This window comes from Streptomyces sp. NPDC031340 (genome assembly GCF_055569945.1).
This window is the reverse complement of the sequence record NZ_JBVIIE010000014.1, coordinates 89,077-110,635: the sequence shown is the minus strand read 5'-3', so window position 1 is coordinate 110,635 and position 21,559 is coordinate 89,077. Positions and strand designations below refer to the sequence as shown.

Genomic DNA, 21,559 nt, shown 5'->3' with positions numbered 1-21,559 from the left:
CCCTGGAGAGTCGATGCGCGCACGCAGCCGCAGCTCCGCCCTCACCGCCTGTCTCGTCCTCACCCTGGCCGCCGGCCCGCCGGCCGCCTCCGCCCTCGCCGCATCGGCCGCAGCAGCCGCGCCGTTACCTGCACCGGCCGTCGGCCATGGCACGGCGTCCTCCGGCGCTCCCGACGCCGACGCGCTGCGCGCCGCGATCGCCGGGCTCCCGGACGAGAACGCGACCGCGGCCCTGGTGCGGGTCGGCGGCAGCGACGGCGCCTGGCGGGGCAGCGCGGGCGTTCACGATCTGGCGAGCGGCCGGGCGGCGGACCCCGACGCCCGCTTCCGGGCCGGCTCGACGACGAAGGTGGTGACGGCGGCCGTCGTGCTCAGGCTGGCGGCCGAGGGCCGGATCGACCTGTCGGCGCCGGTGCAGCGCTACCTCCCCGGCCTGCTCGGCGACGCCTTCGAGCCGGTCACCGTACGGCAGTTGCTGAACCACACCAGCGGCATCCCGGCCGGTGACGGCTTCGGGGACTCCTTCGAGGAGCAGTACGCGCACCGCTTCGACATCATGACGCCGCGTCAGGTCGTCGCGTCGGCGGTGGCGAAGGGCCCGGAGTTCCGCCCCGGCAAGCGGCAGCACTACCTGAACGTCAACTACACGGTCCTCGGCCTGCTCGTGGAGAAGGTGACCGGCCGCGCGTACGCCGACGAGGCCGCCCGGCTCGTCCTGCGCCCCGCCGGCCTGCGCGACACCTACTTCCCCGGCACCGACCCGCGCATCCGCGGCCCGCACAACCACGGCTACCAGGCGGTGCGGAAGCCCGACGGCACGACCGCCTTCGTGGACGTGACCGAGTGGAACCAGGCGGACCGCTGGGCGGCCGGGGACATGATCTCCACGACCGCGGATCTGGAACGCCTGGTCACGGCGCTGTTCACGGGGCGGATCGTGCCCGGACCGCAGTTGCGGGAGATGTTCACGGTCCCGGCGGGCATCGACGGGGCGACCTACAGCGCCGGTCTGCAGCGCTTCGAGTACGGGGGCCGGGTCTACTGGCTCAAGTCGGGGGCGCGGTACGGCTACAGCACCGTGCTCGCCGCGACCCGCGACCTGAGCCGCACCCTCATCTACTGCGTCGGCGCCACCGACGCCAAGGGCGAGTCGACGAACCCGGTCGCGCGGCGGATCGCCCTGGCCGCGCTCAAGTAGCCGCCACCGGAACGCTGTCCGGAGCGAGCGCCGCCAGCCGCTTGATCTTCTCGCGTACGACGTACAGCGGGATCACCCCGAAGACGCCGAACGACATGTCGATGACGGACCACCAGAAGGGGATGCCGCGGACCGGCCCGCACACCAGCGCCAGCGGGATGATCCCGGCGCAGGCGATCATCCCGAACTCGACGACCCAGATGTTGCGGACGGGGTCCCGGTAGGGGCCGTAGAAGGCGACCGCGATCACCAGGTGGGCGAAGGCCAGCCAGTCCGTGCCGTAGAGCAGGAAGGGGTATTCGGCGTCGGCGGTGTCGACTCCGCGCCGCACGCGCTCGATCCAGTCGGTGAGCGCGGGCAGGTGGTCGGACACCGACAGCGACCGCAACAGGTCCTCGGTCCAGCGCAGTTCGTGGACGAGGGGGAAGGCCGTGGCGCCGCTGAGCACCAGGCAGACGATGAAGAGGACCAACCAGACGCGTATGCCCTTCAGCAGGGCGGCTCTGTCGCTCATGACGGCAGCGTAGCCCCGTGTTTGAACGTGTTCAAAAGCGCCCCCAGGCCAGGCCGCGCGGTCCGCGGGGCGGGTCGCTCCGCACCTCGCTCATCCCCGCGCTTCCGCCGCGGAGGATGCGGAGGATGTGAAGGACGCGGAGGAGGGGACGGAGTACCGGCTCCGGGACGCCGACGGTGCGGCGGTACGCGAGGAGAGCGACCCCGTCGAGCGGGTCGAGCCCGTCGCCGCCCCCGTCGATGCCTTCGAGGGTGCCGCCGAGGACGCCCGGGCGGTCGGGCCGGTCGGATCGCCGCGGCCGGCCCGGCGGGTGCGGCCGGACCCATCGGCCGGGGTCGGGGCGAGGGTCCTGGGGCGGGTGGTGGGGTCGGTCGCGGCCGGCCGGGGCGAGTCCGACGGGCTCGGCCCGGTCACCGGACCGCTCGCGGGCGGCGGGGCGAGCGGGACCGCGGGGGGCGCGGGCGTCCCGGGTCCGAAAGACCGCAGCGGCAGCGCCACGAGCACGGCGACGGCGCAGACGGCGCCGGCTCCGGCCGCGGCACGCAGCAGTCGGCGACGCGCCGCACCGCGGCGGATCGCCTCGTAGCGGCCCGGGGGCGGCCCGAGGTGGCCGGCCGGGGGGCGCAGCAGGACGGTCAGCGGGTCGTCGGGGTCGAAGTCCGGACCGTCGTCAGCGTGTGTGATCAAGGCTTCTCCTCAGGTGGGCGCGGAGCAGCTCGCGAGCCGTGTGCAGATCGGCCTTGACGGTCCCTTCCTTGCGCCCGGTCAGCACGGCCACCTCCCGGATCGGCATGTCAGCGTAGTAGTGCAGCAGGATCGGCACCCGCAGCCGGTCCGGCAGGGACTGCACGAGCAGGCGCACCGACGGATCGGCCTGCTCGGCGGGCGGGCGCACCGCGGCCTCGACGGTGGCCCGGCGCACCGCCCGGCGCTCGCGCTCCAGCTTGCGCCAGTGGTCGCGGACCAGGTTGGCGGCGGTCACGTAGAGGAAGCCCTGGGGCTCGGCCACGGCCGTCCAGCGGGCCCATAACCGGGTGAACGCCTCCGAGGCGATCTCGTGGGCCGTCTCGTCGTCGTCGACGAGACGGCGGCACCAGCCGGCGAGGCGCGGATAGAGGGCGGCGAACAGCTCGGACGCCGCCCTCTCACGGGACCGTGTCACCGTTCTCCCGCAGCACTCGACGCCGGTGCGGCGAAGACGATCACGTTGTCGCGGTAACCGTCGCCGCTGCGCGGTCCGCCGCACGTGACGAGACGCAACTCCGGCCGGTCCACGTTCCCGTAGACCTCATCGGTCGGGAAGTCCGCCTTGGCGACGGTGCGTACGGCGGTGACGGCGAACCGCACCGTCCCGCCGTCGGCCAGGCGCACCGCGATCCGGTCACCGCGGCGCACCTCCGCGAGGTGCCGGAACACCCCGTCCCCGTAGGCGCCGACGGTGACATGACCGAGGATCACCGAGGGGCCGGTCTGCCCCGGCGCCGGCGAGTGGCGGTACCAGCCCGCCCGGTCGTGCGCGGTGACCGGGGGGACCTGCACGCTGCCGTCGGGGGCCAGTCCCAGCCGCAGGACGGGGGTGTCGACCCCGATGGCGGGGATGCGCAGCCGCACCGGAGCCGAACGCGCGGGCGCGTGCCCTGATGCGGCGGAGCCCCCGTCGGCGCCGGTCCCGGCGGACTCCCCGGTCCTCTCGGCTCGTCCGGCCCCCTCGGTCCGCTCCGGCGAGACCGCCGCGGTCCCGGGCCCGCCGCAGCCCGCGAGCAGCACCGCCGCCGCCGAGGCGAGGAAGGCGCGCCTGGCCAGCGGGGTCACTCCCCCGTCGCCCGCCGACGCCGTACGAGGAGGACCGCGCCGCCGCCCGCGACGACCGCCGCGGCGGCGCCCCCGCCGATCAGCCCGGCCGCGCCGCCGGACTCCGTGGAAGCGGGCACCCGGCCGGTGTCCGGCGCCCCGCTGGGCACGACGGTGACCTGGTCCGAGGCCCTCCGGGACGGAGCCGGGCTCTTGCGCGTGCGCTCGGCGTCGCTCGGCGCCGTGGTGGGGGCCTCGGTAGGCCGGGTGGAGGGGGCCTCGGTAGGCCGGGTGGAGGGGGCGGTGGTGGCCGGGCGGGGCGTGGGCGAGGAGGTCGCCGCGTCGGTCGCCCCGTCGGCGAACGCGGGCACCACGCCCGCCAGGACGGCGGTGCACGCGAGTACCAGGGCACTGAAGCCGGTTCGGCGCATGGATCGCTCTCTTTCGTCGGTCCGCCCGCCGGTGGTCCGGCGGGGTGGTCATGGATCGAGCGGAGAGACGAGGCGGAGACCGGACGGGTTGTAAAGAGATGGCAAAGCCACGCGGGCCGCGGGACTGCGGGCAAATCGTGCCGACCCTGTGCGCGGGTCTTGAAGGTGTCTTGCGGCGGCTCTTGTCATGACGTAAGTACGTGAATCATGAACCTGTTCACCCGCGCCGCGCCCCCGCGCCGCCCGGCTCCCCCCACGGCACCCCAAGTCCCGGGCCGGTCAGCGGCGTTCACCCGGCCCGACGGGCCCGACCCGGCCCTGGCCGCGCTGACCGGGGAGTGGCTGATCGACCCGGCGCACAGCCGTATCGGCTTCTCCGTCCGCCACGCCATGGTGACGACGGTGCGCGGCGCCTTCATGGAGTACGAGAGCCGCCTCTACTTCGACGGCCGCGACCCTTCCCGCTCGCGGGCCGAGATCGTGCTGAACACCGCGTCCGTCGACACCGGCGTGGAACAACGCGACGCGCACCTGGTCCACCGCGACTTCCTGGACGCGGCGACCTATCCGCGGATGCGCTTCGTCAGTACGGCGGTCCGTCCGGCCGGCGGCGACGTCTACGTCATGACCGGCGACCTCACTGTCAAGAGCACCACCCGCCCCGTCGACCTGGAGCTGACCTACCTGGGCCATGTCATCGACGCGTTCGGCGACGAACGGGTGGGTTTCGACGGAACGACCACCATCAACCGTTCGGAATGGGGCCTGACCTACAACTCGCGGCTGGCGGAGGGCGGCGCCATGGTGAGCGAGAAGGTGCGCCTGCAGTTCGACATCGCCGCCCTCCGCGCGATGCCACGCCGCTGACACCGGCGTGTGACCACGTCCGGGTACGAAGCGCGCGGGCCCCGGACCGGGAATCCCGGTCCGGGGCCCGCGCCCGCGGACGACTACGCGTCCAGCGACGTCATCACGTGCTTGATCCGCGTGTAGTCCTCGAAGCCGTACGCCGACAGGTCCTTGCCGTAGCCGGACTTCTTGAAGCCACCGTGCGGCATCTCGGCGACCAGCGGGATGTGCGTGTTGATCCACACACAGCCGAAGTCCAGCTTCTTCGACATGCGCATCGCGCGGCCGTGGTCCTTGGTCCACACGGAGGAGGCCAGCGCGTACTCGACGCCGTTGGCCCACTCCACCGCCTGGTCCTCGTCCGTGAAGGACTGGACGGTGATGACCGGGCCGAAGACCTCCTTCTGGATGATCTCGTCGTCCTGCTTCAGGCCCGAGACGACGGTCGGGGCGTAGAAGTAGCCCTTGTCGCCGACCTGCCGGCCGCCGGCCTCCACCTTGGCGTGGGCGGGCAGCCGCTCGATGAAGCCGGAGACCTGCTTGAGCTGGTTGGGGTTGTTCAGCGGGCCGAAGAGGACGTCCTCGTCGTCCGGCTGACCGGTCTTCGTCTCGGACGCGGCCTTGGCGAGCGCGGCGACGAACTCGTCGTGGATGGACTCGTGCACGAGGACCCGGGTGGCCGCCGTACAGTCCTGGCCGGCGTTGAAGAAGCCCGCCACCGAGATGTCCTCGACGGCCTTGGCGATATCGGTGTCCTCGAACACCACGACCGGCGCCTTGCCGCCCAGCTCCAGGTGGACGCGCTTGACGTCCTTGGAGGCGGACTCGGCGACCTGCATGCCGGCGCGCACGGAGCCGGTGATGGAGGCCATCGCCGGGGTCGGGTGCTCGACCATCATGCGGCCGGTCTCACGGTCGCCGCAGACGACGTTGAAGACGCCCTTGGGCAGGATCGAGCCGAGGATGTCGGCGATCACCACGGTCGAGGCCGGGGTGGTGTCCGACGGCTTCAGGACGACCGTGTTGCCCGCCGCGATCGCCGGGGCGAACTTCCACACGGCCATCATCATCGGGTAGTTCCACGGCGCCACCTGCGCGCAGACGCCGACCGGCTCGCGGCGGATGATCGAGGTCATCCCGTCCATGTACTCGCCGGCCGAGCGGCCCTCGAGCATCCGGGCCGCGCCCGCGAAGAAGCGGATCTGGTCGACCATCGGCGGGATCTCCTCGGACCGCGTGAGCCCGATCGGCTTGCCCGTGTTCTCCACCTCGGCCGCGATCAGTTCCTCGGCGCGCTCCTCGAACGCGTCCGCGATCTTCAGCAGAGCCTTCTGGCGCTCGGCCGGGGTCGTGTCGCGCCAGCCCGGGAAGGCCGCGGCGGCTGCCGCCATGGCGGCGTCCACGTCCGCCTGACCGGACAGCGGGGCGGTCGCGTACGCCTCGCCCGTCGCGGGGTTGACCACCTCGGTGGTCCGTCCGTCGGCGGCGTCCCGGAACTCACCGTCGATGTAGTTGCGCAGACGACGCAGCTCGGTGCTCACTGCCGGCCTCCTGTCGGGTTTCTGGTGTCCGATTGCTGAGACCCACACACTAATCGGCGGGCCGACGTTTTCAACACCCCCGCTCGCATCATCGCTGCGAAATCCGCAGGTCTCAGACACGTAAACAACGAATTTCATTGCTTCACCCTTGCGGAACTGTCGAGACGTCGTGCACAGTGAGCTGGTGGCCAGTCGAAGCGCAGACCAGAGGGACTCCCGCGAGTCCAGGAACGGCACCCCCCATCTGGATGCCGTCTCGCTCGCCATCGTCGAGCAGCTCCAGGAGGACGGCCGCCGGCCGTACGCCGCGATCGGCAAGGCCGTCGGCCTGTCCGAGGCGGCCGTGCGCCAGCGCGTCCAGAAGCTGCTCGATCAGGGCGTGATGCAGATCGTCGCCGTCACCGACCCGCTCACCGTGGGTTTCCGGCGGCAGGCGATGGTCGGCGTCAACGTCGAGGGCGACGTCGAGTCCGTCGCCGACGCGCTGACCGACATGTCGGAAGTCGAGTACGTGGTGATGACCGCGGGCTCGTTCGACATCCTCGCGGAGATCGTCTGCGAGGACGACGACCACCTGCTGGACGTCATCAACAAACGCATCCGGGCCGTGCCCGGCGTGCGCTCCACCGAGAGCTTCGTCTACCTCAAGCTCAAGAAGCAGACCTATATGTGGGGAACCCGATAACCGTGAGCTCAAAGGACCTCAGCCGCACCGCGTACGACCACCTGTGGATGCACTTCACCCGCATGTCCTCGTACGAGAACTCGCCCGTGCCCACCATCGTGCGCGGCGAGGGCACCTACATCTACGACGACAAGGGCAAGCGCTACCTCGACGGTCTCGCGGGCCTGTTCGTGGTGCAGGCCGGTCACGGCCGCACGGAGCTCGCCGAGACCGCCTTCAAGCAGGCCCAGGAACTGGCCTTCTTCCCGGTGTGGTCCTACGCCCACCCGAAGGCCGTCGAGCTGGCCGAGCGCCTCGCCGACCACGCCCCGGGCGACCTGAACAAGGTGTTCTTCACCACCGGCGGCGGCGAGGCCGTCGAGACCGCGTGGAAGCTCGCCAAGCAGTACTTCAAGCTCGTCGGCAAGCCGACCAAGTACAAGGTCATCTCCCGCGCGGTCGCCTACCACGGCACCCCGCAGGGCGCCCTGTCGATCACCGGCCTGCCGGGCCTGAAGGCCCCCTTCGAGCCGCTCGTGCCGGGTGCGCACAAGGTCCCGAACACCAACATCTACCGCGCCCCGCTCTTCGGCGACGACCCGGAGGCCTTCGGCCGCTGGGCCGCCGACCAGATCGAGCAGCAGATCCTCTTCGAGGGCCCGGACACCGTCGCCGCGGTCTTCCTGGAGCCGGTGCAGAACGCCGGCGGCTGCTTCCCGCCGCCGCCCGGCTACTTCCAGCGGGTGCGCGAGATCTGCGACCAGTACGACGTGCTGCTGGTGTCGGACGAGGTCATCTGCGCCTTCGGCCGCCTGGGCACGATGTTCGCCTGCGACAAGTTCGACTACGTCCCGGACATGATCACCTGCGCCAAGGGCATGACGTCGGGCTACTCCCCGATCGGCGCGTGCATCATCTCCGACCGGCTGGCCGAGCCGTTCTACAAGGGCGACAACACCTTCCTGCACGGCTACACCTTCGGCGGCCACCCGGTCTCCGCCGCGGTCGGCCTCGCCAACCTCGACCTGTTCGAGCGCGAGAACCTCAACCAGCACGTGCTCGACAACGAGGGCGCGTTCCTGTCCACCCTGCAGAAGCTGCACGACCTGCCGATCGTCGGCGACGTCCGCGGCAACGGCTTCTTCTACGGCATCGAGCTCGTGAAGGACAAGGCCACCAAGCAGTCCTTCAACGACGAGGAGACCGAGCGGGTGCTGTACGGCTTCCTGTCGAAGGCCCTCTTCGACAACGGCCTGTACTGCCGCGCCGACGACCGTGGCGACCCGGTCATCCAGCTCGCCCCGCCGCTGATCTCCAACCAGGAGACGTTCGACGAGATCGAGCAGATCCTGCGCGCGACGCTGACGGAGGCGTGGACGAAGCTCTGATCGTCCGCCAAGAAGATCATCTACGGCCCCGGTGCCGCCCGTTCGAGTGAGAAACGGGCGCCCGGGGCCGCGTGCTGTCCGGCCTCCCACCGCGAGCTGCCTAGCGTGCCAGTGACCGATCGGCGCTGTCTTCGTTCCCCCGGACGGGGGATTGGCACGGCAATCACGGATCTGAACCGAGGTGTACGCCCATGGTGGCCCCGCCGGACAACGACGTGCTCTGGGCCCGCGCCCTGCACTACCAGCACAACGACGGCTCGCCCGCGCTCAGCGGTGTCTCGCTCGGCGTCCGGGAGGGCGAGATCCTCGCCCTCAGCGGCCCGCGGGGCAGCGGCAAGACGACCCTGCTGCGCTGCCTGTGCGGCCTGCTTCCGGCGCAGCGCGGCGAGGTGTGGTTCAACAGCACGCCCGTGCACACCATGGGCGCCCTGAGCCGCGAGCGACTGCGCCGGGACCGCTTCGGCTGGATCGACCCCGCTCCCGTCCTGGTGCCCGAGCTGAACGTCTGGGAGAACACCGCGCTGCCTCTGATGCTGCGCGGCACGAGCCGCCGCCGCGCCAAGACGGCCGCCCTGGAGTGGCTGGAACGCCTCGACGTCGGCGCCAAGGCGCGCAAACGGCCGCACGAGCTGCTCCAGGCGGAACGGCAGCGCGTGTGCATCGCGCGGTCGCTGGCCCCGGAGCCCACGGTGCTGTTCGCCGACGAGCCGACCGCTCCCCTGCACCGCGCCGACCGCGTGCACGTGCTGCGCACGCTCACCACCGCCGCCCGCTCGCACGGCATCACCGTGGTGCTGGCCACCGACGACCCGCGGACCGCGGCCCAGGCCGACCGCACGGTGTCGCTGCTGGACGGACGGCGCGTGAAGACCGTGCACCTGCCGCCGGTCACCGAGGCGGAAGGCCGGGCCGCGTGCTCGCTCTCCGTCTGACCCGCGGCGCCCACCCGGCCGTCCAGCTGCGCCGGCTGCTGGTGGCGGTGGCCTCGGCGGGTACGGGCTTCCTCCTGCTGTGCACCCTCGGCCACGCGCTGGGCCACCCGGACACGCCCGGCACCTCGCTGCTGCGCCTCGCCTGGTGCCTGACACCGCTGGCGGCGACCGTGCACTTCGCGGTCGCGGCGGCCCGCACCGACCCGGGCACCCGGCCCCGCCCCGGTCTCTCGGCGATCGGTCTGGGTCCGGCCCGCCTGATGGCGGTCTCGGCGACCACCACGGCCCTGTCCACCGCCCTCGGCTCGGTGCTGGCGCTGCTGGTCTTCCTGCACCTGCGCGGCGACCTCACCGGTCTGCCCTTCGACGGCGCGGCGGCGCGGTCCCTGGCCGCGGACCGGCCGTTGCCGCTGCCGGCCACGCTGACCCTGCTGGCGCTGGTGCCGGGGATCGCCTCGGTGGCCGTGGCGGTGGTGCTCAGGCCGCGGGACCTGCGGCCGCCGGCCGCCCCACCGCGCCGACGGCGACCGCCCCGGAACTCGACGCGGGACTCGACGCCGAGCTCGACGCGAGACTCCGGGCGGAACTTCACACGGCGGCCGACGCAGCGGCCGGCCCGCAGGCCGACGGCGCCCCGCAGGGGCCGGACGGCGCGGCGGGGTCACCGGCACCGGGCATCCACGCCGTCGTCCCCGCCCCGAAGCAGCCGCCCACCGGCCTGCCCTGGGGCGTCGCGGCCCTCGCCGCGGGCCTGGCCGTGGAGGCGTACGCGAGCCGGGACGAGAACACCGCCGCCTCCCTCACCGGCGCCGTGACCGGCTCGGCCCCCGCCGTGCTCGCCGGCTGGGCCCTCACCACCCTCGGCCTCGCCCTCGCCGCCCCGGCCCTCACTCACCTCACCGGCCTGCTCGTGCAGGCCGTCCGCCCCGGCGCGCTGCGTCTCCTGGCCGGCCGGGTCCTCATGGCGGAGGCCACCCGCATCGGCCGCCCCCTCGGCATCGTCTGCGCCGTCGTCTCGGGCTCGTACGCCATGTCGGCCCTGTACGGCGGCACCGGGCCGCTCGTCTTCGGCCCCCTCACCGCCCTCGGCACCGTCCTGGTGGCCGGCTGCGCCTGCGCCACGCTGCTCACCGCGGCCGCCGAGGCCAGGCACGCCCGCACCGAGATCACCGCCACGCTCCTGCGCCTGGGCGCCCCGGCCACGCTGCTGCGCGGCGCGGCGGCGCTGCGCACCGGCGCCCTGCTCGCCCTCTTCGGCCCGCTGACCCTGGCCGTCGCCGAGCTGGCGGCGCTCCCGCCGGCCCGCTGAGAGGTCCCGCGAAAAAAATCCGGGAACGCCGATGAGTTCCGCGACGGCCCCCGGTCCACCCCTGCGAACGGCACGACACCTACGGGAGAGGCCCCATGTACCAGCAGATGATCTTCGTGAACCTGGCCACCGACGACGTCGAGGCATCCAAGAAGTTCTTCACCGAGCTCGGCTACACCATCAACCCGCAGTTCAGCACGGACGACTGCGTCTCCGTGGTGATCAGCGACACGATCATCGCGATGCTGCTCAGCAAGCAGCACTACGCCACCTTCACCAAGAAGGAGATCGCCGACTCCCGGAAGACCAGCGAGGTGCTGGTGTGCCTGAGCGCCGAGAGCCGCGAGAAGGTCGACGAGCTGGTCGACCGGGCGATCGCCGCGGGCGGCAGCATCGCCGGGGAGACGCAGGACCACGGCTTCATGTACGGCCGCTCCTTCGACGACCTCGACGGCCACACCTGGGAGGTCGTGTGGATGGACCCGGCGGCGGTGCAGGGCTGAGGGACGGGGGTGCCTAGCATGGGCCGGTGCAGACGAGCCCGGCCCATGCGGCCCATCACGACCGACACGAGATAGAGACGCTCGAGGACTTCGACGCGGCCGTCGCGGCCCGCGGCACTCTCGCCGGACACCGCTTCCAGGGCGTCGATCTGACGGACCGCACGCGGGAGTTGCTCACCACCGACGCGGCGGGGGCCGTCTTCCTCGACTGCCCGATGCGGCAGGAGGCCGAGGCGAAGGTCCGCGCGGACGGCGCCCTGGTCTTCCCGCCGGTCCCGGATCTGCCCTTCGACCCCTACCGCGGGCGCCTCTACACGGCCGACGAACTGTTCGCCTCGCTGGAGCGGGGGTACGAGCGGACGCCCGACGCCCTGTCCTACGCCTGGTTCCAGCAGACCAGGGCCGACGGAGACATCTTCGCCTCGATGCTGCGCGCCGTGCACGACGACTCCGTCTCCGACGCCCTCGACGAACTCCTGCGCGGCGCCCGGGTGGTGGGCGTGATGGGCGGCCACGCCATGGCGCGCGGGACACGGGAGTACGCCGGTGCCGCCCGGCTGGGCCGCGAGCTGAGCCGCCTCGGGTTCACCGTCGCGACGGGCGGCGGCCCGGGTGCGATGGAGGCGGCGAACCTGGGCGCGTACGCGGCGCCTTACGAGGACGGCATGCTGGACGACGCCTGCGCGCTGCTCGGCAAGGTGCCGTCCTTCACGCCCTCGATCACCGACTGGGCCCGCTGCGCCTTCGAGGTGCGCACCCGCTGGCCGAAGGGCAACCACTCGATCGGCATCCCGACCTGGTTCTACGGCCACGAGCCGCCGAACCCCTTCGCCGCGCACATCGCCAAGTACTTCGCCAACGCCACCCGCGAGGACGGGCTGCTGGCCCGCTGCAACGCGGGTGTGGTCTTCCTGCCGGGCGCCGCGGGGACCGTGCAGGAGATCTTCGACAACGCGACCCCCAACTACTACGAGTCCCGCGGCGAACCGACGCCGATGGTGCTCGTCGACCGCGCCCACTGGACCGAGCGGCTGCCGGCCTGGCCCCTGTTGCAGGCACTCGCCCGGGAACGTTCGATGGAGTCCCGTATCGCCCTGGTTGACCGGATCGAGGAGGCTCCGGAGGCGTTGAAACGTCTCTGCGATTAATAAAAGCGTAAAGCCAACGCGTAGGATGGGCCTACGGATTGACACTCCTTATGGAGCGCTTATAGACCTGTGAGCCTCCTGGGGATTCTGAAGCCTCAGCCGTTGAGGCGTCATGTCTCCGCCACCCCCCGCAGTTGTGCATCCCGTGAAGGGAAAACGTGTCCATAACCCGCCGTACCGCCCGTCGTTCCGCGCGAGCCCTCGGTGTCGCCGCCGCGACCACCGCGCTCGCGCTGGGTGTCGCAGGCAACGCTCTCGCCTGCAACATCAGTGAGTTCTCGGCCGAAGCCAAGTGCGACGGCGCCAAGGGCGTCATCACCGTCACCGACAAGGACCCCTCCGGGGTGCCGGCCGTCATCACCGTGTTCCTGGAGAACAACGGCGCCGACGAGCAGAAGATCGGTGAGCAGGAGGTCAAGGGCTCCCGCGAAGGCACCGTCATCACCTTCGACGAGGACTGGAAGCCGAACGCCGAGTACCGGATCCACGTCACCGCCGGCAAGGGCGAACGCCCGATCGTCGACAAGGACATCCAGCCGAACCTGACGACTCCGTCCGAGGGTTGCTCGAAGGACGAGTCGACGCCGCCGGCCACCCCGTCGCCGTCGGAGTCCGCCTCGACCCCGGCCGAGGAGTCCCCCACCCCGACTTCGACCCCGTCGGCCACGGAGAGCAGCAGCACCGCCCCGGCCGGCACCGCCGACAACGAGCCGTCCCCGGCCACCGGTGACTCCAACCTCGCCGAGACCGGTGCGAACTCCAACACCGGCCTGATCGCCGGCATCGCGGGCGCGCTGGTCGTCATCGGCGGCGGTGCCGTGTTCTTCGGCATGCGCCGCCGCGGAGCCGACAGCAACCGCTGACGCCCCGCCAGGTATCACCGCTGTGGCCCGTCCCCGTATCCGGGGGCGGGCCACAGTCGTCCATCCGGACGTGCTCCTCCGGGCCCGACGGCCCGCGCGGATCACCCGAGCACGACGACTTCCGCCGCGTCGAACCGCACTCCCACCGTGGCCCCGGCCTCCGGCGCCTCCCGCAGCGCGCACGCCGCCTCCAGGCGCGGGGCGTCCCGCGGCTGAAGGTGCAGGGCGACGTGGGTGCCCTTGAAGGTGCGGGCTGCGACCGTGCAGCGCAGCCCCTCGTCGGCCGGCACCAGGCGCACCCCGGCGGGCCGTACCAGCAGGGTCCGGGTGCCCTGCGCAGCGCCCTCGCCCACCGGGACCTTGCCCCACGGCGTGTCCGCGGCCTGACCGCTCACGGCGGCCTCGACGACGTTCTCGAAGCCGAGGAAGCGCGCCACGAAGGCGTCCGCCGGCCGCTGCCACACCTCCAGCGGCGTGCCGGACTGCGCGATGCGCCCGTCGCGCATCACCACGACCCGGTCCGCCAGCGCGAAGGCCTCGCCCTGGTCGTGCGTCACGGCGAGCACGGTCGTGCCCAACACACCGAACAGCTCCCGCAGTTCGACGACCAGGCGCTCCCGCAGCGAGCGGTCGAGCTGGCCGAGCGGCTCGTCGAGCATCAGCAGGCTCGGCCGGGGCGCGAGCGCACGGGCCAGCGCCACGCGCTGCTGCTCGCCGCCGGAGAGCGAGGCCACGGCCCGCCCTGCGGCTCCCGGCAGCCCGACCATGTCGAGCAACTCCCTTACCCGGTCCGACTGTTCCCGCTTCGCGACGCCGTGCATCCGCAGCCCGAAGGCGACGTTGCCGCCCACGTCCCGCTGCGGGAACAGCTGATGGTCCTGGAACATCAGCCCGACCCCGCGCCGGTGCGCGGGCACCCCCGCCTGGTCCCGTCCGCCGAGCAGCACCCGCCCGGCGTCCAGCGGCTGCAGCCCCGCCACCGCCCGCAGCAGCGTCGACTTGCCGCTGCCGCTCGGCCCGAGCACGCACACGGTCTCGTGCTCGGCGACGTCCAGGTCGACCGCGTCGAGCACGGCCCGCGTCCCGAACCGCACGGTCGCGCCCCGCAGGCTCAGCAGCATCTACAACTCCCCCGCCCTCTCGATGCGCAGGCGCTCCAGCACCAGCAGCGCCGCCGCGCACACCACCATGAGAATCGTCGACAGGGCCATCGCCTGCCCGTAGTTGAGGTCGCCCGGCCGGCCCAGCAGCCGCGCCACGGCGACCGGCAGCGTCGGGTTGTCCGGCCGCGCGATGAACACGGTCGCCCCGAACTCCCCCAGCGACACCGCGAACGCGAACCCGGCCGCGACCAGCAGCGCCCGCCGCACCATCGGCAGGTCGACCTCCCGCCACACCCGCCACGGCGACGCCCCGAGCACGGCCGCCGCCTCCCGCAGCCGCGCGTCCACGGCCCGCAGCACCGGCAGCATGGTCCGCACCACGAAGGGGACGCCGACCAGGGCCTGCGCGAGCGGCACCAGGATCCACGAGCCGCGCAGGTCCAGCGGCGGCTCGTCGAGCGCGATCAGGAACCCGAACCCGACGGTCACCGCGGACACCCCGAGCGGCAGCATCAGCAGCGCGTCGAAGCCGCGGACCAGCCGGCCGGCGTCCCGGCGGGCCAGCGCGGCGGCGGCCAGGCCGCCGATCAGCACGGCGATCGCGGTGGCGGCGAGGGCGTACTGGAGGGAGTTGCCGACCGCGTCGATCGGCGGGACCAGGAAGACGTTGCCGGCCTGACCGGTCAGCGCGCGGTAGTAGCCGAAGCCGGGCGCGGTGAGGGAGCGCTGCACCAGGACGGCCGGCGGCAGCACGAGCAGGACGGCGATCGTGGCGAGGACGCCGGCCAGCAGCCCCCACTGCCCGGCGCCGCGCGGCCGCCGCGCGGTCACGGTGGCGTCCACCAGCCGCAGCGCGGTCTCCCGCCGCCGTACGGTCCAGGCGTGCACGGCGAGGATCGCGCCCACCGCCGCGAACTGGACGACGGTGAGGACGGCGGCCGTGGACAGGTCGAAGATCTCGGACGTCTGCCGGTAGATCTCCACTTCGAGGGTGGAGAAGGCCGGACCGCCCAGGATCTGCACCACGCCGAAGGAGGTGAAGGTGAACAGGAACACCATCAGCGCGGCGGCGGCCACCGCGGGCGCCAGCGCCGGCAGGGTGACCCGCCGCCAGGCCGCGAACGGGGAGGCGCCGAGCATCCGCGCCGCCTCCTCCTGCCGGGGGTCGAGCTGCGCCCACAGCCCGCCCACCGTGCGGACGACGACCGCGTAGTTGAAGAAGACGTGCGCGAGCAGGATCGCCCACACCGTGGTGTCCAGCCGCACCCCCCACCACGCGTCGAGCAGTCCGCCGCGCCCGACCAGCGCGAGGAACGCCGTGCCGACGACGACCGTCGGCAGCACGAACGGCACCGTCACCACGGCCCGCAGCACCTGCTTGCCGGGGAAGTCGAGGCGGGCGAAGACGTAGGCGCCGGGGAGCGCGACCGCCAGCGTCAGCGCGGTGGAGGCGAACGCCTGCCAGGTGGTGAACCACAGCACGTGCCGGATGCCGTCCTCCCCGAGCACGTCCGCGATCCGGCCGACGTGCCACACCCCGTCCGTCCTCAGCCCACGGGCGACGATCGCGGCGACGGGGTAGGCGAAGAACAGCGCGAAGAACGCGGCCGGCCCGGCCATCAGCGCGAGCCGCGCCGCGTTCCCCGCACGGGTCCGGCGGACCGCTGCCTCGGAGCGGACCGCTACTTCAGTACGAGCGACGTCCACGACTTGACCCACTGGTCACGGTCGGCGGCGATCTTGCCGGGGGCCAGGGTCTCCGGGTCCGCGGCCGGCTTGCCGTACGCGACGAACTCCGGCGGCACCTGCGCGCCCTTGCGCACCGGGTAGACGAACATGTTCAGCGGCATGTCCTGCTGGAACTCCCGGGTGAGCAGGAAGTCGATGAACGCCTTGCCCCCGGCAGGGTTCTTCGCGTTGCTCAGCAGCCCCGCGTACTCGGTCTGCCGGAAGCAGGTCCCGTACGACACCCCGGTCGGCGCGGTCGTCGGCTTGGGGTCGGCGAAGACGACCTCGGCGGGCGGCGAGGAGGCGTACGACACGACGAGCGGACGGTCGCCGCCCGCCTTCCGTCCGCCGGCCGACCCGGAGAACTCCTCGTTGTAGGCCTGCTCCCAGCCGTCGACGACCTTCACGCCGTTGGACTTGAGCTTCTTCCAGTAACCCTGCCAGCCCCCGTCGCCGTACTCCGCGGCGGTGCCGAGCAGGAAGCCCAGGCCCGGCGAGGAGGTGGCGGCGTTCTCGGTGACCAGGAGGTTCTTGTACGCGGGCTTGACCAGGTCGCCGAACGACGCCGGCGGGGCCAGCTTGTGCTTGCTGAAGTACGCCTTGTCGTAGTTGACGCAGATGTCGCCGTAGTCGACCGGCGTGACCCGGTGCTTGTCCTGGTCGACCCGGTGATCGGGCAGGACCTGGTCGGAGCCCTTGGCCCGGTACGGCTGGAACAGCCCGTTGTCGAGGGCCCGGGAGAGCAGGGTGTTGTCCACGCCGAAGAAGACGTCGCCCTGCGGGTTGTCCTTGGTCAGGACGGCCTTGTTGACGGCCTGGCCGGCGTCGCCGTCCTTGAGGACCCTGACCTGGTAGCCGGAGGACTTCTCGAAGTCCTTCAGCACGCTCTTGGAGACGGCCCACGAGTCATGGCTGACCAGGGTGACGGTCTTGGAGTCCGTCGCGCCCGAACCGCCGGAGCCGCCGGACGATCCGCACGCCGACAGCGCGACGAGACCGAGCCCGGCGGCGACGGCCACGAGGGTCTTGTGGTGCACTGGATTCCTCCTGGGGTTGACCAGGAAGAGACGCGGCCCTGCCCGGGACCCGCGAGGGGTGCCCGGGCAGGGCGCAACAGCTCGAGTGAAGACCGAACTTCCTACCCAGAATGACCTGGGCGAGGTTCAGAGGGTCTGCGGCCCGGTTGCCGCACTCTCAGCGCTGTGGCGCTCCCCTGTCGGAATATGAAGATGTTTTCCTACGAGTCCTTACGGGGTCACACTACCGTTCGGTGGCGGCCAGCTGACCGCACGCCCCGTCGATCTCCTGCCCGCGGGTGTCCCGGATCGTCACCGGCACCCCGTGCGCCGCGATGGCCTCGACGAACGCCTTTTCGTCCGCGGGCCGGGAGGCGGTCCACTTCGAGCCCGGCGTCGGGTTGAGCGGGATCAGGTTGACGTGCACCGGCCTGCCCTTGAGCAGCCGGCCGAGCCGGTCGCCGCGCCAGGCCTGGTCGTTGATGTCGCGGATCAGCGCGTACTCGATGGACAGCCGGCGTCCCGACTTCTCCGCGTACTCGAACCCGGCGTCGAGCACCTCGCGCACCTTCCACCGCGTGTTGACCGGGACGAGGGTGTCGCGCAGTTCGTCGTCGGGGGCGTGCAGCGAGATCGCGAGCCGGCACTTGAAGCCCTCGTCGGAGAACCGGTGGATGGCGGGCACCAGACCGACCGTGGAGACGGTGATCCCGCGCTGCGAAAGCCCGAGCCCGTCCGGCGCGGGGTCGGTGAGCGCCCGGACCGCCTGCACGACCCGCTTGTAGTTGGCGAGGGGCTCGCCCATGCCCATGAAGACGATGTTGGACAGCCGGGCGGGCCCGCCGGGGACCTCCCCGTCCCTGAGCGCCCGCATCCCGTCGACGATCTGGTGCACGATCTCGGCGGTCGACAGGTTCCGGTCCAGCCCCGCCTGCCCGGTCGCGCAGAACGGGCAGTTCATCCCGCACCCCGCCTGCGAGCTGATGCACATGGTCACCCGGTCCGGGTAGCGCATCAGCACCGACTCCACGAGCGTGCCGTCGAACAGCCGCCACAGCGTCTTGCGGGTGGTGCCCTGATCGGTCGACAGGTGCCGGACGACCGTCATCAGCTCGGGAAGCAGCGCCTCCCGCAGCCTGTCCCGCGACCCCGCGGGGATGTCGGTCCACTCCGCCGGATCGTGCGCGTACCGCGCGAAGTAGTGCTGCGAGAGCTGCTTGGCACGGAACGGCTTCTCCCCGATCTCGGCCACCGCCTCCTTGCGCTCGGCAGGCGTGAGATCGGCAAGGTGCCGCGGCGGCTTCTTGGCTCCGCGGGGCGCGACGAAAGTGAGTTCTCCGGGCTTGGGCATGGTGCTACCAGTGTCGCAGATCGGAGTCGGCCCCCCGTCCGGTCCGGAGGTGCGTGACCCCTGCGGGGTCCATGCATCCGGACGGCGCGTGCGCGAAGAAAGGGAAGTGCTGCGGGGCATTTCCCGACTTAAGGGACCAACAGCCCCTTTTCTCCTGCGGGCGGTGCCCGTTTTCTTGAAGTGACGGTTCGTGGTGATGGCGGACATGATGACAACCAGGCGCGGGGGCCGGAGGTGGGCGTAATAATGCGAAAGATCCTCGGCAGGCGGTCGCGCGCCGGCACCCGGAGGGCGCTCGTGCCCCCTGCGGTGGCGATCTCGCTCTTCCCCTTGTTTCTCCTGGTGATCGACGTGCTCAACACGCCCGCCATCCGTCTGGGACCACTGATGGTGGCGGCGCCCACGTTCGCGGCGGCGCTCTGTGCTCCGGCGGGTGTGGTCGGAGTGTCCGCGGTGACGCTGCCGTGCGTGGTCCTGGCCTCCTGGTCCAACCAGCAGCTGAGCACCGAGAACTTCCTGGTCCAGATGATCACCACCGCCCTGATCATCGTGGCCGCCGTGGCCGCCGCCTCCGTGCGGGTGCACAGGGAGCGCCAGCTGGCACGGGCCCGCTGGGTCGCGGAGGTCACCCAGCGGGTGCTGCTGCATCCGCTGCCGCGCCGGGTCGGGTCCTTCGACGTGGCCTCGCTGTACGAGTCGGCGGACGAGGAGGCCGCCGTCGGCGGGGACCTGTACGCGATGGCCCGGCACGGGGACTGTTCCCGGCTCCTGCTCGGCGACGTGCAGGGCAAGGGGCTGGCCTCGCTGGACATGGTCAGCTCGGTGCTGAACGGCTTCCGGCACTCGGTCCGGCACGGCAGTTCGCTCACGACGATGGTGCGGGAGCTGTCGGCGGGGTTCCGCGAGGACGTCCGGGAGCTGTCCGCCGCGGCCGAGGCGTCTCCCTGCGGTCCCGGTGCGTACGCGGAGGAGTCGTTCGTGACCGCTGTCGTGTGCGAGCTGCCCGACAAGGGGCCGATGCGCCTGGTGAATCTGGGGCATCCCGAGCCGCTGCTCCTGCACGACGGAAAGGTCACGGCGCTGGAGCCGACGGTACCGGTGCCGCCGTTGGGCCTCGAGGACCTCAACGGCGGGGAGGTGGTGGTGGACACCGCCGACTTCCCGCCGGGCGCCACCCTGGTGCTCTACACCGACGGCGTGACCGAGGCACGGAACCCGGCCGGCGACTTCTACCCGCTCGCCGACCGGTTGCGGAACTGGACCGATCTGCCCCCGGAAGCCCTGTTGGCCGCGGTCCGCGCCGACCTCCGCCGGTACGTGGACGGACCGCTCACCGACGACGTGGCCATGGTGGCCATCCAGCGCACCCCGGCGCCCGAGCCCACCGCCGGCCGTCCCGCGAGCGCGCGGTCGGACTCGCTCGACGGCGAGCCCGACGCGTCCCCCGTGAGGCGGACCCGGCCGGCGCCCGTCAGCCGGACCCGACGAAGGCCACCATCAGCAGCCACACCACCGGCGCCGTCGGGAGCAGGGAGTCCAGCCGGTCCATGATGCCGCCGTGCCCCGGCAGCAGCGTGCCCATGTCCTTGATGCCCAGGTCCCGCTTGATCATCGACTCGCCGAGGTCGCCCAGGGTCGCGCTGACGGCGACCGCGAGGCCCAGGACCAGGCCCTGCCACCAGGTGCCGTCGTCGATCAGGAACTGCATGCACAGCGCGCCCGCCACCATCGCGAACGACACCGCTCCGAGCAGGCCCTCGCGGGTCTTGCCGGGACTGATCCGCGGGGCCAGCTTGTGCGTGCCGAAACGCCAGCCGACGGCGTACGCGCCGGTGTCGCTGACGACGGTCAGCACCAGGAACGTCAGGACGCGCCACGGCCCGTCGGCGGCGGTCAGCAGCAGCGCGACGAACGACGCCAGGAACGGCACGTAGAACGCGGCGAACACGCCCGCCGTGACGTCCTTGAGATAGCCCTCCGGCGGCTGGGCCATGCGCCAGACCAGGACCGCCAGCGAGGTCAGCGCCATCGCCACCCACGCGCCCTCGGCGCCCCACAGGTACCCGGCGACGACCATCGCCGCGCCGCCGACCGCGAGCGGCACCAGCGGCGCCTTGATCTGCTTGCGTTCCGCCAGCCGGCTCGTCAGTTCCCACAGGCCCACCACGACGGCGGCCGCGATCACACCCACGAAGGCGGCCTTGACGACGAACAGCGACGCGATGATCACCACGCCGAGCCCGACGCCGACGCCTATCGCCGCGCTCAGGTCGCGCCCCGCGCTCTTCTTCTGCCGCCGGGGTGCGGGCTGAGGGGCGTCGGGCATGGGCTCCGGATTCTGCGGCGCCGCCGCTCGCGGCTGCGCCGACGTGGTGTCGTCGCGGAACAAAGGGCCGCTCAGCCGAGCGGCCCCCCGGTCGTCATCCTGGTGTCCGCCATGGGCGGGCAGGTCGGGCACGATGGGCATGGGGCGGGTCTGCTGCGTCTCAGGCGCATCGTACGCGGGCCCCGCCGGGGCGGCCCCCTGGGCAGGTCCCTGCTCAGAGGGCCCCCAGTACCCGGCTTGTGGCGGCGCCCCCCAGGAAGAGTCGTTCATCAGACCTCGAGCAGCTCTGCTTCCTTGTGCTTGAGGAGCTCGTCCACCTGGGCGACGTACTTGTGCGTGGTGTCGTCGAGCTCCTTCTCCGCGCGCCGGCCCTCGTCCTCGCCGATCTCGCCGTCCTTGATCAGCTTGTCGATGGCGTCCTTGGCCTTGCGGCGCACGGAGCGGATGGACACGCGCGCGTCCTCCGCCTTGTGCTTGGCGACCTTGATGTAGTCGCGGCGGCGCTCCTCGGTCAGCTCGGGGAACACCACGCGGATGATGTTGCCGTCGTTGCTGGGGTTGACGCCCAGGTCGGAGTCGCGGATCGCCTGCTCGATGTTGCGCAGCGCGGTCTTGTCGAACGGCGTCACGACCGCCATGCGCGGCTCCGGCACGGAGAACGAAGCCAGCTGGTTGATCGGCGTCGGCGCACCGTAGTAGTCGGCCACGATCTTGTTGAACATCGCCGGGTGCGCACGGCCGGTGCGGATCGCGGCGAAGTCCTCCTTGGCGACCACGACGGCCTTCTCCATCTTCTCCTCGGCCTCGAGGAGGGTCTCTTCGATCACCACTTGCTCCTGCGTGTCTTGAGTAGGCCCGGCTGCGTCCTTGGTGGGGGCGGCGGCCGGCTTCGTCGCGTCTTCTT

At 72.0% G+C, this 21,559-nt stretch carries 23 protein-coding genes; 11 read left to right on the top strand and 12 right to left on the bottom strand.

Annotated elements, in window-relative coordinates:
- Positions 1-13 precede the first annotated feature (13 nt).
- The gene (locus tag ACZ5GT_RS13470) at positions 14-1,198 is read left to right on the top strand and encodes a serine hydrolase domain-containing protein (protein ID WP_469020608.1); all 1,185 of its coding nucleotides are present in this window, start codon (positions 14-16) and stop codon (positions 1,196-1,198) included.
- Here ACZ5GT_RS13470 and ACZ5GT_RS13465 read toward each other — a convergent pair.
- From ACZ5GT_RS13465 to ACZ5GT_RS13445, 5 genes are all read right to left on the bottom strand, one after another.
- Positions 1,191-1,712 carry a hypothetical protein gene (locus ACZ5GT_RS13465; RefSeq protein WP_469020605.1) on the bottom strand — a complete coding sequence of 174 codons (522 nt, stop codon included), beginning with the start codon at positions 1,710-1,712 and terminating at the stop codon, positions 1,191-1,193. The two genes, ACZ5GT_RS13470 and ACZ5GT_RS13465, sit on opposite strands and share 8 nt — an antisense overlap.
- A 90-nt stretch (positions 1,713-1,802) precedes the next feature.
- The gene (locus tag ACZ5GT_RS13460) at positions 1,803-2,399 is read right to left on the bottom strand and encodes a hypothetical protein (protein ID WP_469020602.1); all 597 of its coding nucleotides are present in this window, start codon (positions 2,397-2,399) and stop codon (positions 1,803-1,805) included.
- Positions 2,383-2,874 carry an RNA polymerase sigma factor gene (locus ACZ5GT_RS13455; protein WP_469020599.1) on the bottom strand — a complete coding sequence of 164 codons (492 nt, stop codon included), beginning with the start codon at positions 2,872-2,874 and terminating at the stop codon, positions 2,383-2,385. The genes ACZ5GT_RS13460 and ACZ5GT_RS13455 overlap by 17 nt, the downstream gene beginning before the upstream one ends.
- Positions 2,871-3,524, bottom strand: a complete 654-nt coding sequence (locus ACZ5GT_RS13450; RefSeq protein WP_469020596.1) for a class F sortase — start codon at positions 3,522-3,524, stop codon at positions 2,871-2,873. Before ACZ5GT_RS13450 ends, ACZ5GT_RS13455 begins: the two co-directional genes overlap by 4 nt.
- A complete protein-coding gene (locus ACZ5GT_RS13445; protein ID WP_469020593.1) occupies positions 3,521-3,934 on the bottom strand; it encodes a sortase-dependent protein in 414 nt (137 codons plus the stop codon). The genes ACZ5GT_RS13450 and ACZ5GT_RS13445 overlap by 4 nt, the downstream gene beginning before the upstream one ends.
- Before the next feature lie 207 nt (positions 3,935-4,141).
- Here ACZ5GT_RS13445 and ACZ5GT_RS13440 point away from each other — a divergent pair, with 207 nt between their 5' ends.
- Positions 4,142-4,801: a YceI family protein gene (locus ACZ5GT_RS13440; RefSeq protein ID WP_469020589.1), complete on the top strand. Its 660-nt coding sequence runs from the start codon at positions 4,142-4,144 to the stop codon at positions 4,799-4,801.
- Positions 4,802-4,884: 83 nt separating this feature from the next.
- Here ACZ5GT_RS13440 and ACZ5GT_RS13435 read toward each other — a convergent pair whose 3' ends face one another.
- On the bottom strand, positions 4,885-6,324 hold the full coding sequence (locus ACZ5GT_RS13435; protein WP_469020584.1) for a gamma-aminobutyraldehyde dehydrogenase: 1,440 nt from the start codon (positions 6,322-6,324) through the stop codon (positions 4,885-4,887).
- 169 nt (positions 6,325-6,493) lie between these two features.
- Between ACZ5GT_RS13435 and ACZ5GT_RS13430 the strand changes: the two genes are divergently transcribed.
- The 8 genes from ACZ5GT_RS13430 to ACZ5GT_RS13395 all read left to right on the top strand — a co-directional run bounded on the left by ACZ5GT_RS13430 (position 6,494) and on the right by ACZ5GT_RS13395 (position 13,131).
- Complete coding sequence (locus tag ACZ5GT_RS13430; protein WP_469020581.1) at positions 6,494-7,009, top strand: Lrp/AsnC family transcriptional regulator; 516 nt, start codon at positions 6,494-6,496, stop codon at positions 7,007-7,009.
- On the top strand, positions 6,994-8,376 hold the full coding sequence (locus ACZ5GT_RS13425) for an aspartate aminotransferase family protein (RefSeq protein ID WP_469020578.1): 1,383 nt from the start codon (positions 6,994-6,996) through the stop codon (positions 8,374-8,376). Before ACZ5GT_RS13430 ends, ACZ5GT_RS13425 begins: the two co-directional genes overlap by 16 nt.
- Positions 8,377-8,567: 191 nt before the next feature.
- Positions 8,568-9,308, top strand: coding sequence for an ABC transporter ATP-binding protein (locus tag ACZ5GT_RS13420; RefSeq protein WP_469020575.1), 741 nt, complete (start codon positions 8,568-8,570; stop codon positions 9,306-9,308).
- Entirely contained in the window at positions 9,290-10,123 is an 834-nt protein-coding gene (locus ACZ5GT_RS13415; protein ID WP_469020573.1) for a hypothetical protein, read from the top strand. Before ACZ5GT_RS13420 ends, ACZ5GT_RS13415 begins: the two co-directional genes overlap by 19 nt.
- Positions 10,066-10,617: a hypothetical protein gene (locus ACZ5GT_RS13410; RefSeq protein WP_469020570.1), complete on the top strand. Its 552-nt coding sequence runs from the start codon at positions 10,066-10,068 to the stop codon at positions 10,615-10,617. The genes ACZ5GT_RS13415 and ACZ5GT_RS13410 overlap by 58 nt, the downstream gene beginning before the upstream one ends.
- A 95-nt stretch (positions 10,618-10,712) precedes the next feature.
- Positions 10,713-11,120: a VOC family protein gene (locus ACZ5GT_RS13405; protein WP_469020567.1), complete on the top strand. Its 408-nt coding sequence runs from the start codon at positions 10,713-10,715 to the stop codon at positions 11,118-11,120.
- Positions 11,121-11,146: 26 nt separating this feature from the next.
- Positions 11,147-12,268: an LOG family protein gene (locus ACZ5GT_RS13400; RefSeq protein WP_469020564.1), complete on the top strand. Its 1,122-nt coding sequence runs from the start codon at positions 11,147-11,149 to the stop codon at positions 12,266-12,268.
- Between the two features lie 158 nt (positions 12,269-12,426).
- Positions 12,427-13,131 carry an LAETG motif-containing sortase-dependent surface protein gene (locus tag ACZ5GT_RS13395; protein WP_469020561.1) on the top strand — a complete coding sequence of 235 codons (705 nt, stop codon included), beginning with the start codon at positions 12,427-12,429 and terminating at the stop codon, positions 13,129-13,131.
- A 101-nt stretch (positions 13,132-13,232) separates the two neighbouring features.
- On the opposite strand, the gene ACZ5GT_RS13390 is transcribed toward ACZ5GT_RS13395, so the two are convergent.
- The 4 genes from ACZ5GT_RS13390 to rlmN form a co-directional block, all read right to left on the bottom strand.
- The gene (locus ACZ5GT_RS13390; RefSeq protein WP_469020558.1) at positions 13,233-14,252 is read right to left on the bottom strand and encodes an ABC transporter ATP-binding protein; all 1,020 of its coding nucleotides are present in this window, start codon (positions 14,250-14,252) and stop codon (positions 13,233-13,235) included.
- Positions 14,253-15,854 carry an ABC transporter permease gene (locus ACZ5GT_RS13385; protein WP_469020553.1) on the bottom strand — a complete coding sequence of 534 codons (1,602 nt, stop codon included), beginning with the start codon at positions 15,852-15,854 and terminating at the stop codon, positions 14,253-14,255. It lies immediately after the preceding gene.
- A 62-nt stretch (positions 15,855-15,916) separates the two neighbouring features.
- A complete protein-coding gene (locus ACZ5GT_RS13380; RefSeq protein WP_469020547.1) occupies positions 15,917-16,999 on the bottom strand; it encodes a thiamine ABC transporter substrate-binding protein in 1,083 nt (360 codons plus the stop codon).
- Between the two features lie 223 nt (positions 17,000-17,222).
- The gene (gene rlmN, locus ACZ5GT_RS13375; protein ID WP_469020541.1) at positions 17,223-18,329 is read right to left on the bottom strand and encodes a dual-specificity RNA methyltransferase RlmN; all 1,107 of its coding nucleotides are present in this window, start codon (positions 18,327-18,329) and stop codon (positions 17,223-17,225) included.
- Between the two features lie 246 nt (positions 18,330-18,575).
- Here rlmN and ACZ5GT_RS13370 point away from each other — a divergent pair, with 246 nt between their 5' ends.
- Positions 18,576-19,880 carry a PP2C family protein-serine/threonine phosphatase gene (locus ACZ5GT_RS13370; RefSeq protein WP_469020538.1) on the top strand — a complete coding sequence of 435 codons (1,305 nt, stop codon included), beginning with the start codon at positions 18,576-18,578 and terminating at the stop codon, positions 19,878-19,880.
- Here the strand turns inward: ACZ5GT_RS13370 and ACZ5GT_RS13365 are convergent.
- Positions 19,801-20,925 carry a phosphatidate cytidylyltransferase gene (locus ACZ5GT_RS13365; protein ID WP_469020535.1) on the bottom strand — a complete coding sequence of 375 codons (1,125 nt, stop codon included), beginning with the start codon at positions 20,923-20,925 and terminating at the stop codon, positions 19,801-19,803. The genes ACZ5GT_RS13370 and ACZ5GT_RS13365 overlap by 80 nt on opposite strands.
- Positions 20,925-21,482, bottom strand: coding sequence for a ribosome recycling factor (frr, locus tag ACZ5GT_RS13360; RefSeq protein ID WP_324788892.1), 558 nt, complete (start codon positions 21,480-21,482; stop codon positions 20,925-20,927). Before frr ends, ACZ5GT_RS13365 begins: the two co-directional genes overlap by 1 nt.
- Positions 21,483-21,559: the final 77 nt, after the last annotated feature.

Bases quoted from the DNA above. Each gene is read 5' to 3' on its own strand.
- ACZ5GT_RS13470 (WP_469020608.1), top strand. From the start codon at position 14: ATGCGCGCACGCAGCCGCAGCTCCGCCCTCACCGCCTGTCTCGTCCTC.
- ACZ5GT_RS13465 (WP_469020605.1), bottom strand. From the start codon at position 1,712: ATGAGCGACAGAGCCGCCCTGCTGAAGGGCATACGCGTCTGGTTGGTC.
- ACZ5GT_RS13445 (WP_469020593.1), bottom strand. From the start codon at position 3,934: ATGCGCCGAACCGGCTTCAGTGCCCTGGTACTCGCGTGCACCGCCGTC.
- ACZ5GT_RS13440 (WP_469020589.1), top strand. From the start codon at position 4,142: ATGAACCTGTTCACCCGCGCCGCGCCCCCGCGCCGCCCGGCTCCCCCC.
- ACZ5GT_RS13420 (WP_469020575.1), top strand. From the start codon at position 8,568: ATGGTGGCCCCGCCGGACAACGACGTGCTCTGGGCCCGCGCCCTGCAC.
- ACZ5GT_RS13405 (WP_469020567.1), top strand. From the start codon at position 10,713: ATGTACCAGCAGATGATCTTCGTGAACCTGGCCACCGACGACGTCGAG.
- ACZ5GT_RS13390 (WP_469020558.1), bottom strand. From the start codon at position 14,252: ATGCTGCTGAGCCTGCGGGGCGCGACCGTGCGGTTCGGGACGCGGGCC.
- ACZ5GT_RS13385 (WP_469020553.1), bottom strand. From the start codon at position 15,854: ATGGCCGGGCCGGCCGCGTTCTTCGCGCTGTTCTTCGCCTACCCCGTC.
- rlmN (WP_469020541.1), bottom strand. From the start codon at position 18,329: ATGCCCAAGCCCGGAGAACTCACTTTCGTCGCGCCCCGCGGAGCCAAG.
- ACZ5GT_RS13370 (WP_469020538.1), top strand. From the start codon at position 18,576: ATGCGAAAGATCCTCGGCAGGCGGTCGCGCGCCGGCACCCGGAGGGCG.
- ACZ5GT_RS13365 (WP_469020535.1), bottom strand. From the start codon at position 20,925: ATGAACGACTCTTCCTGGGGGGCGCCGCCACAAGCCGGGTACTGGGGG.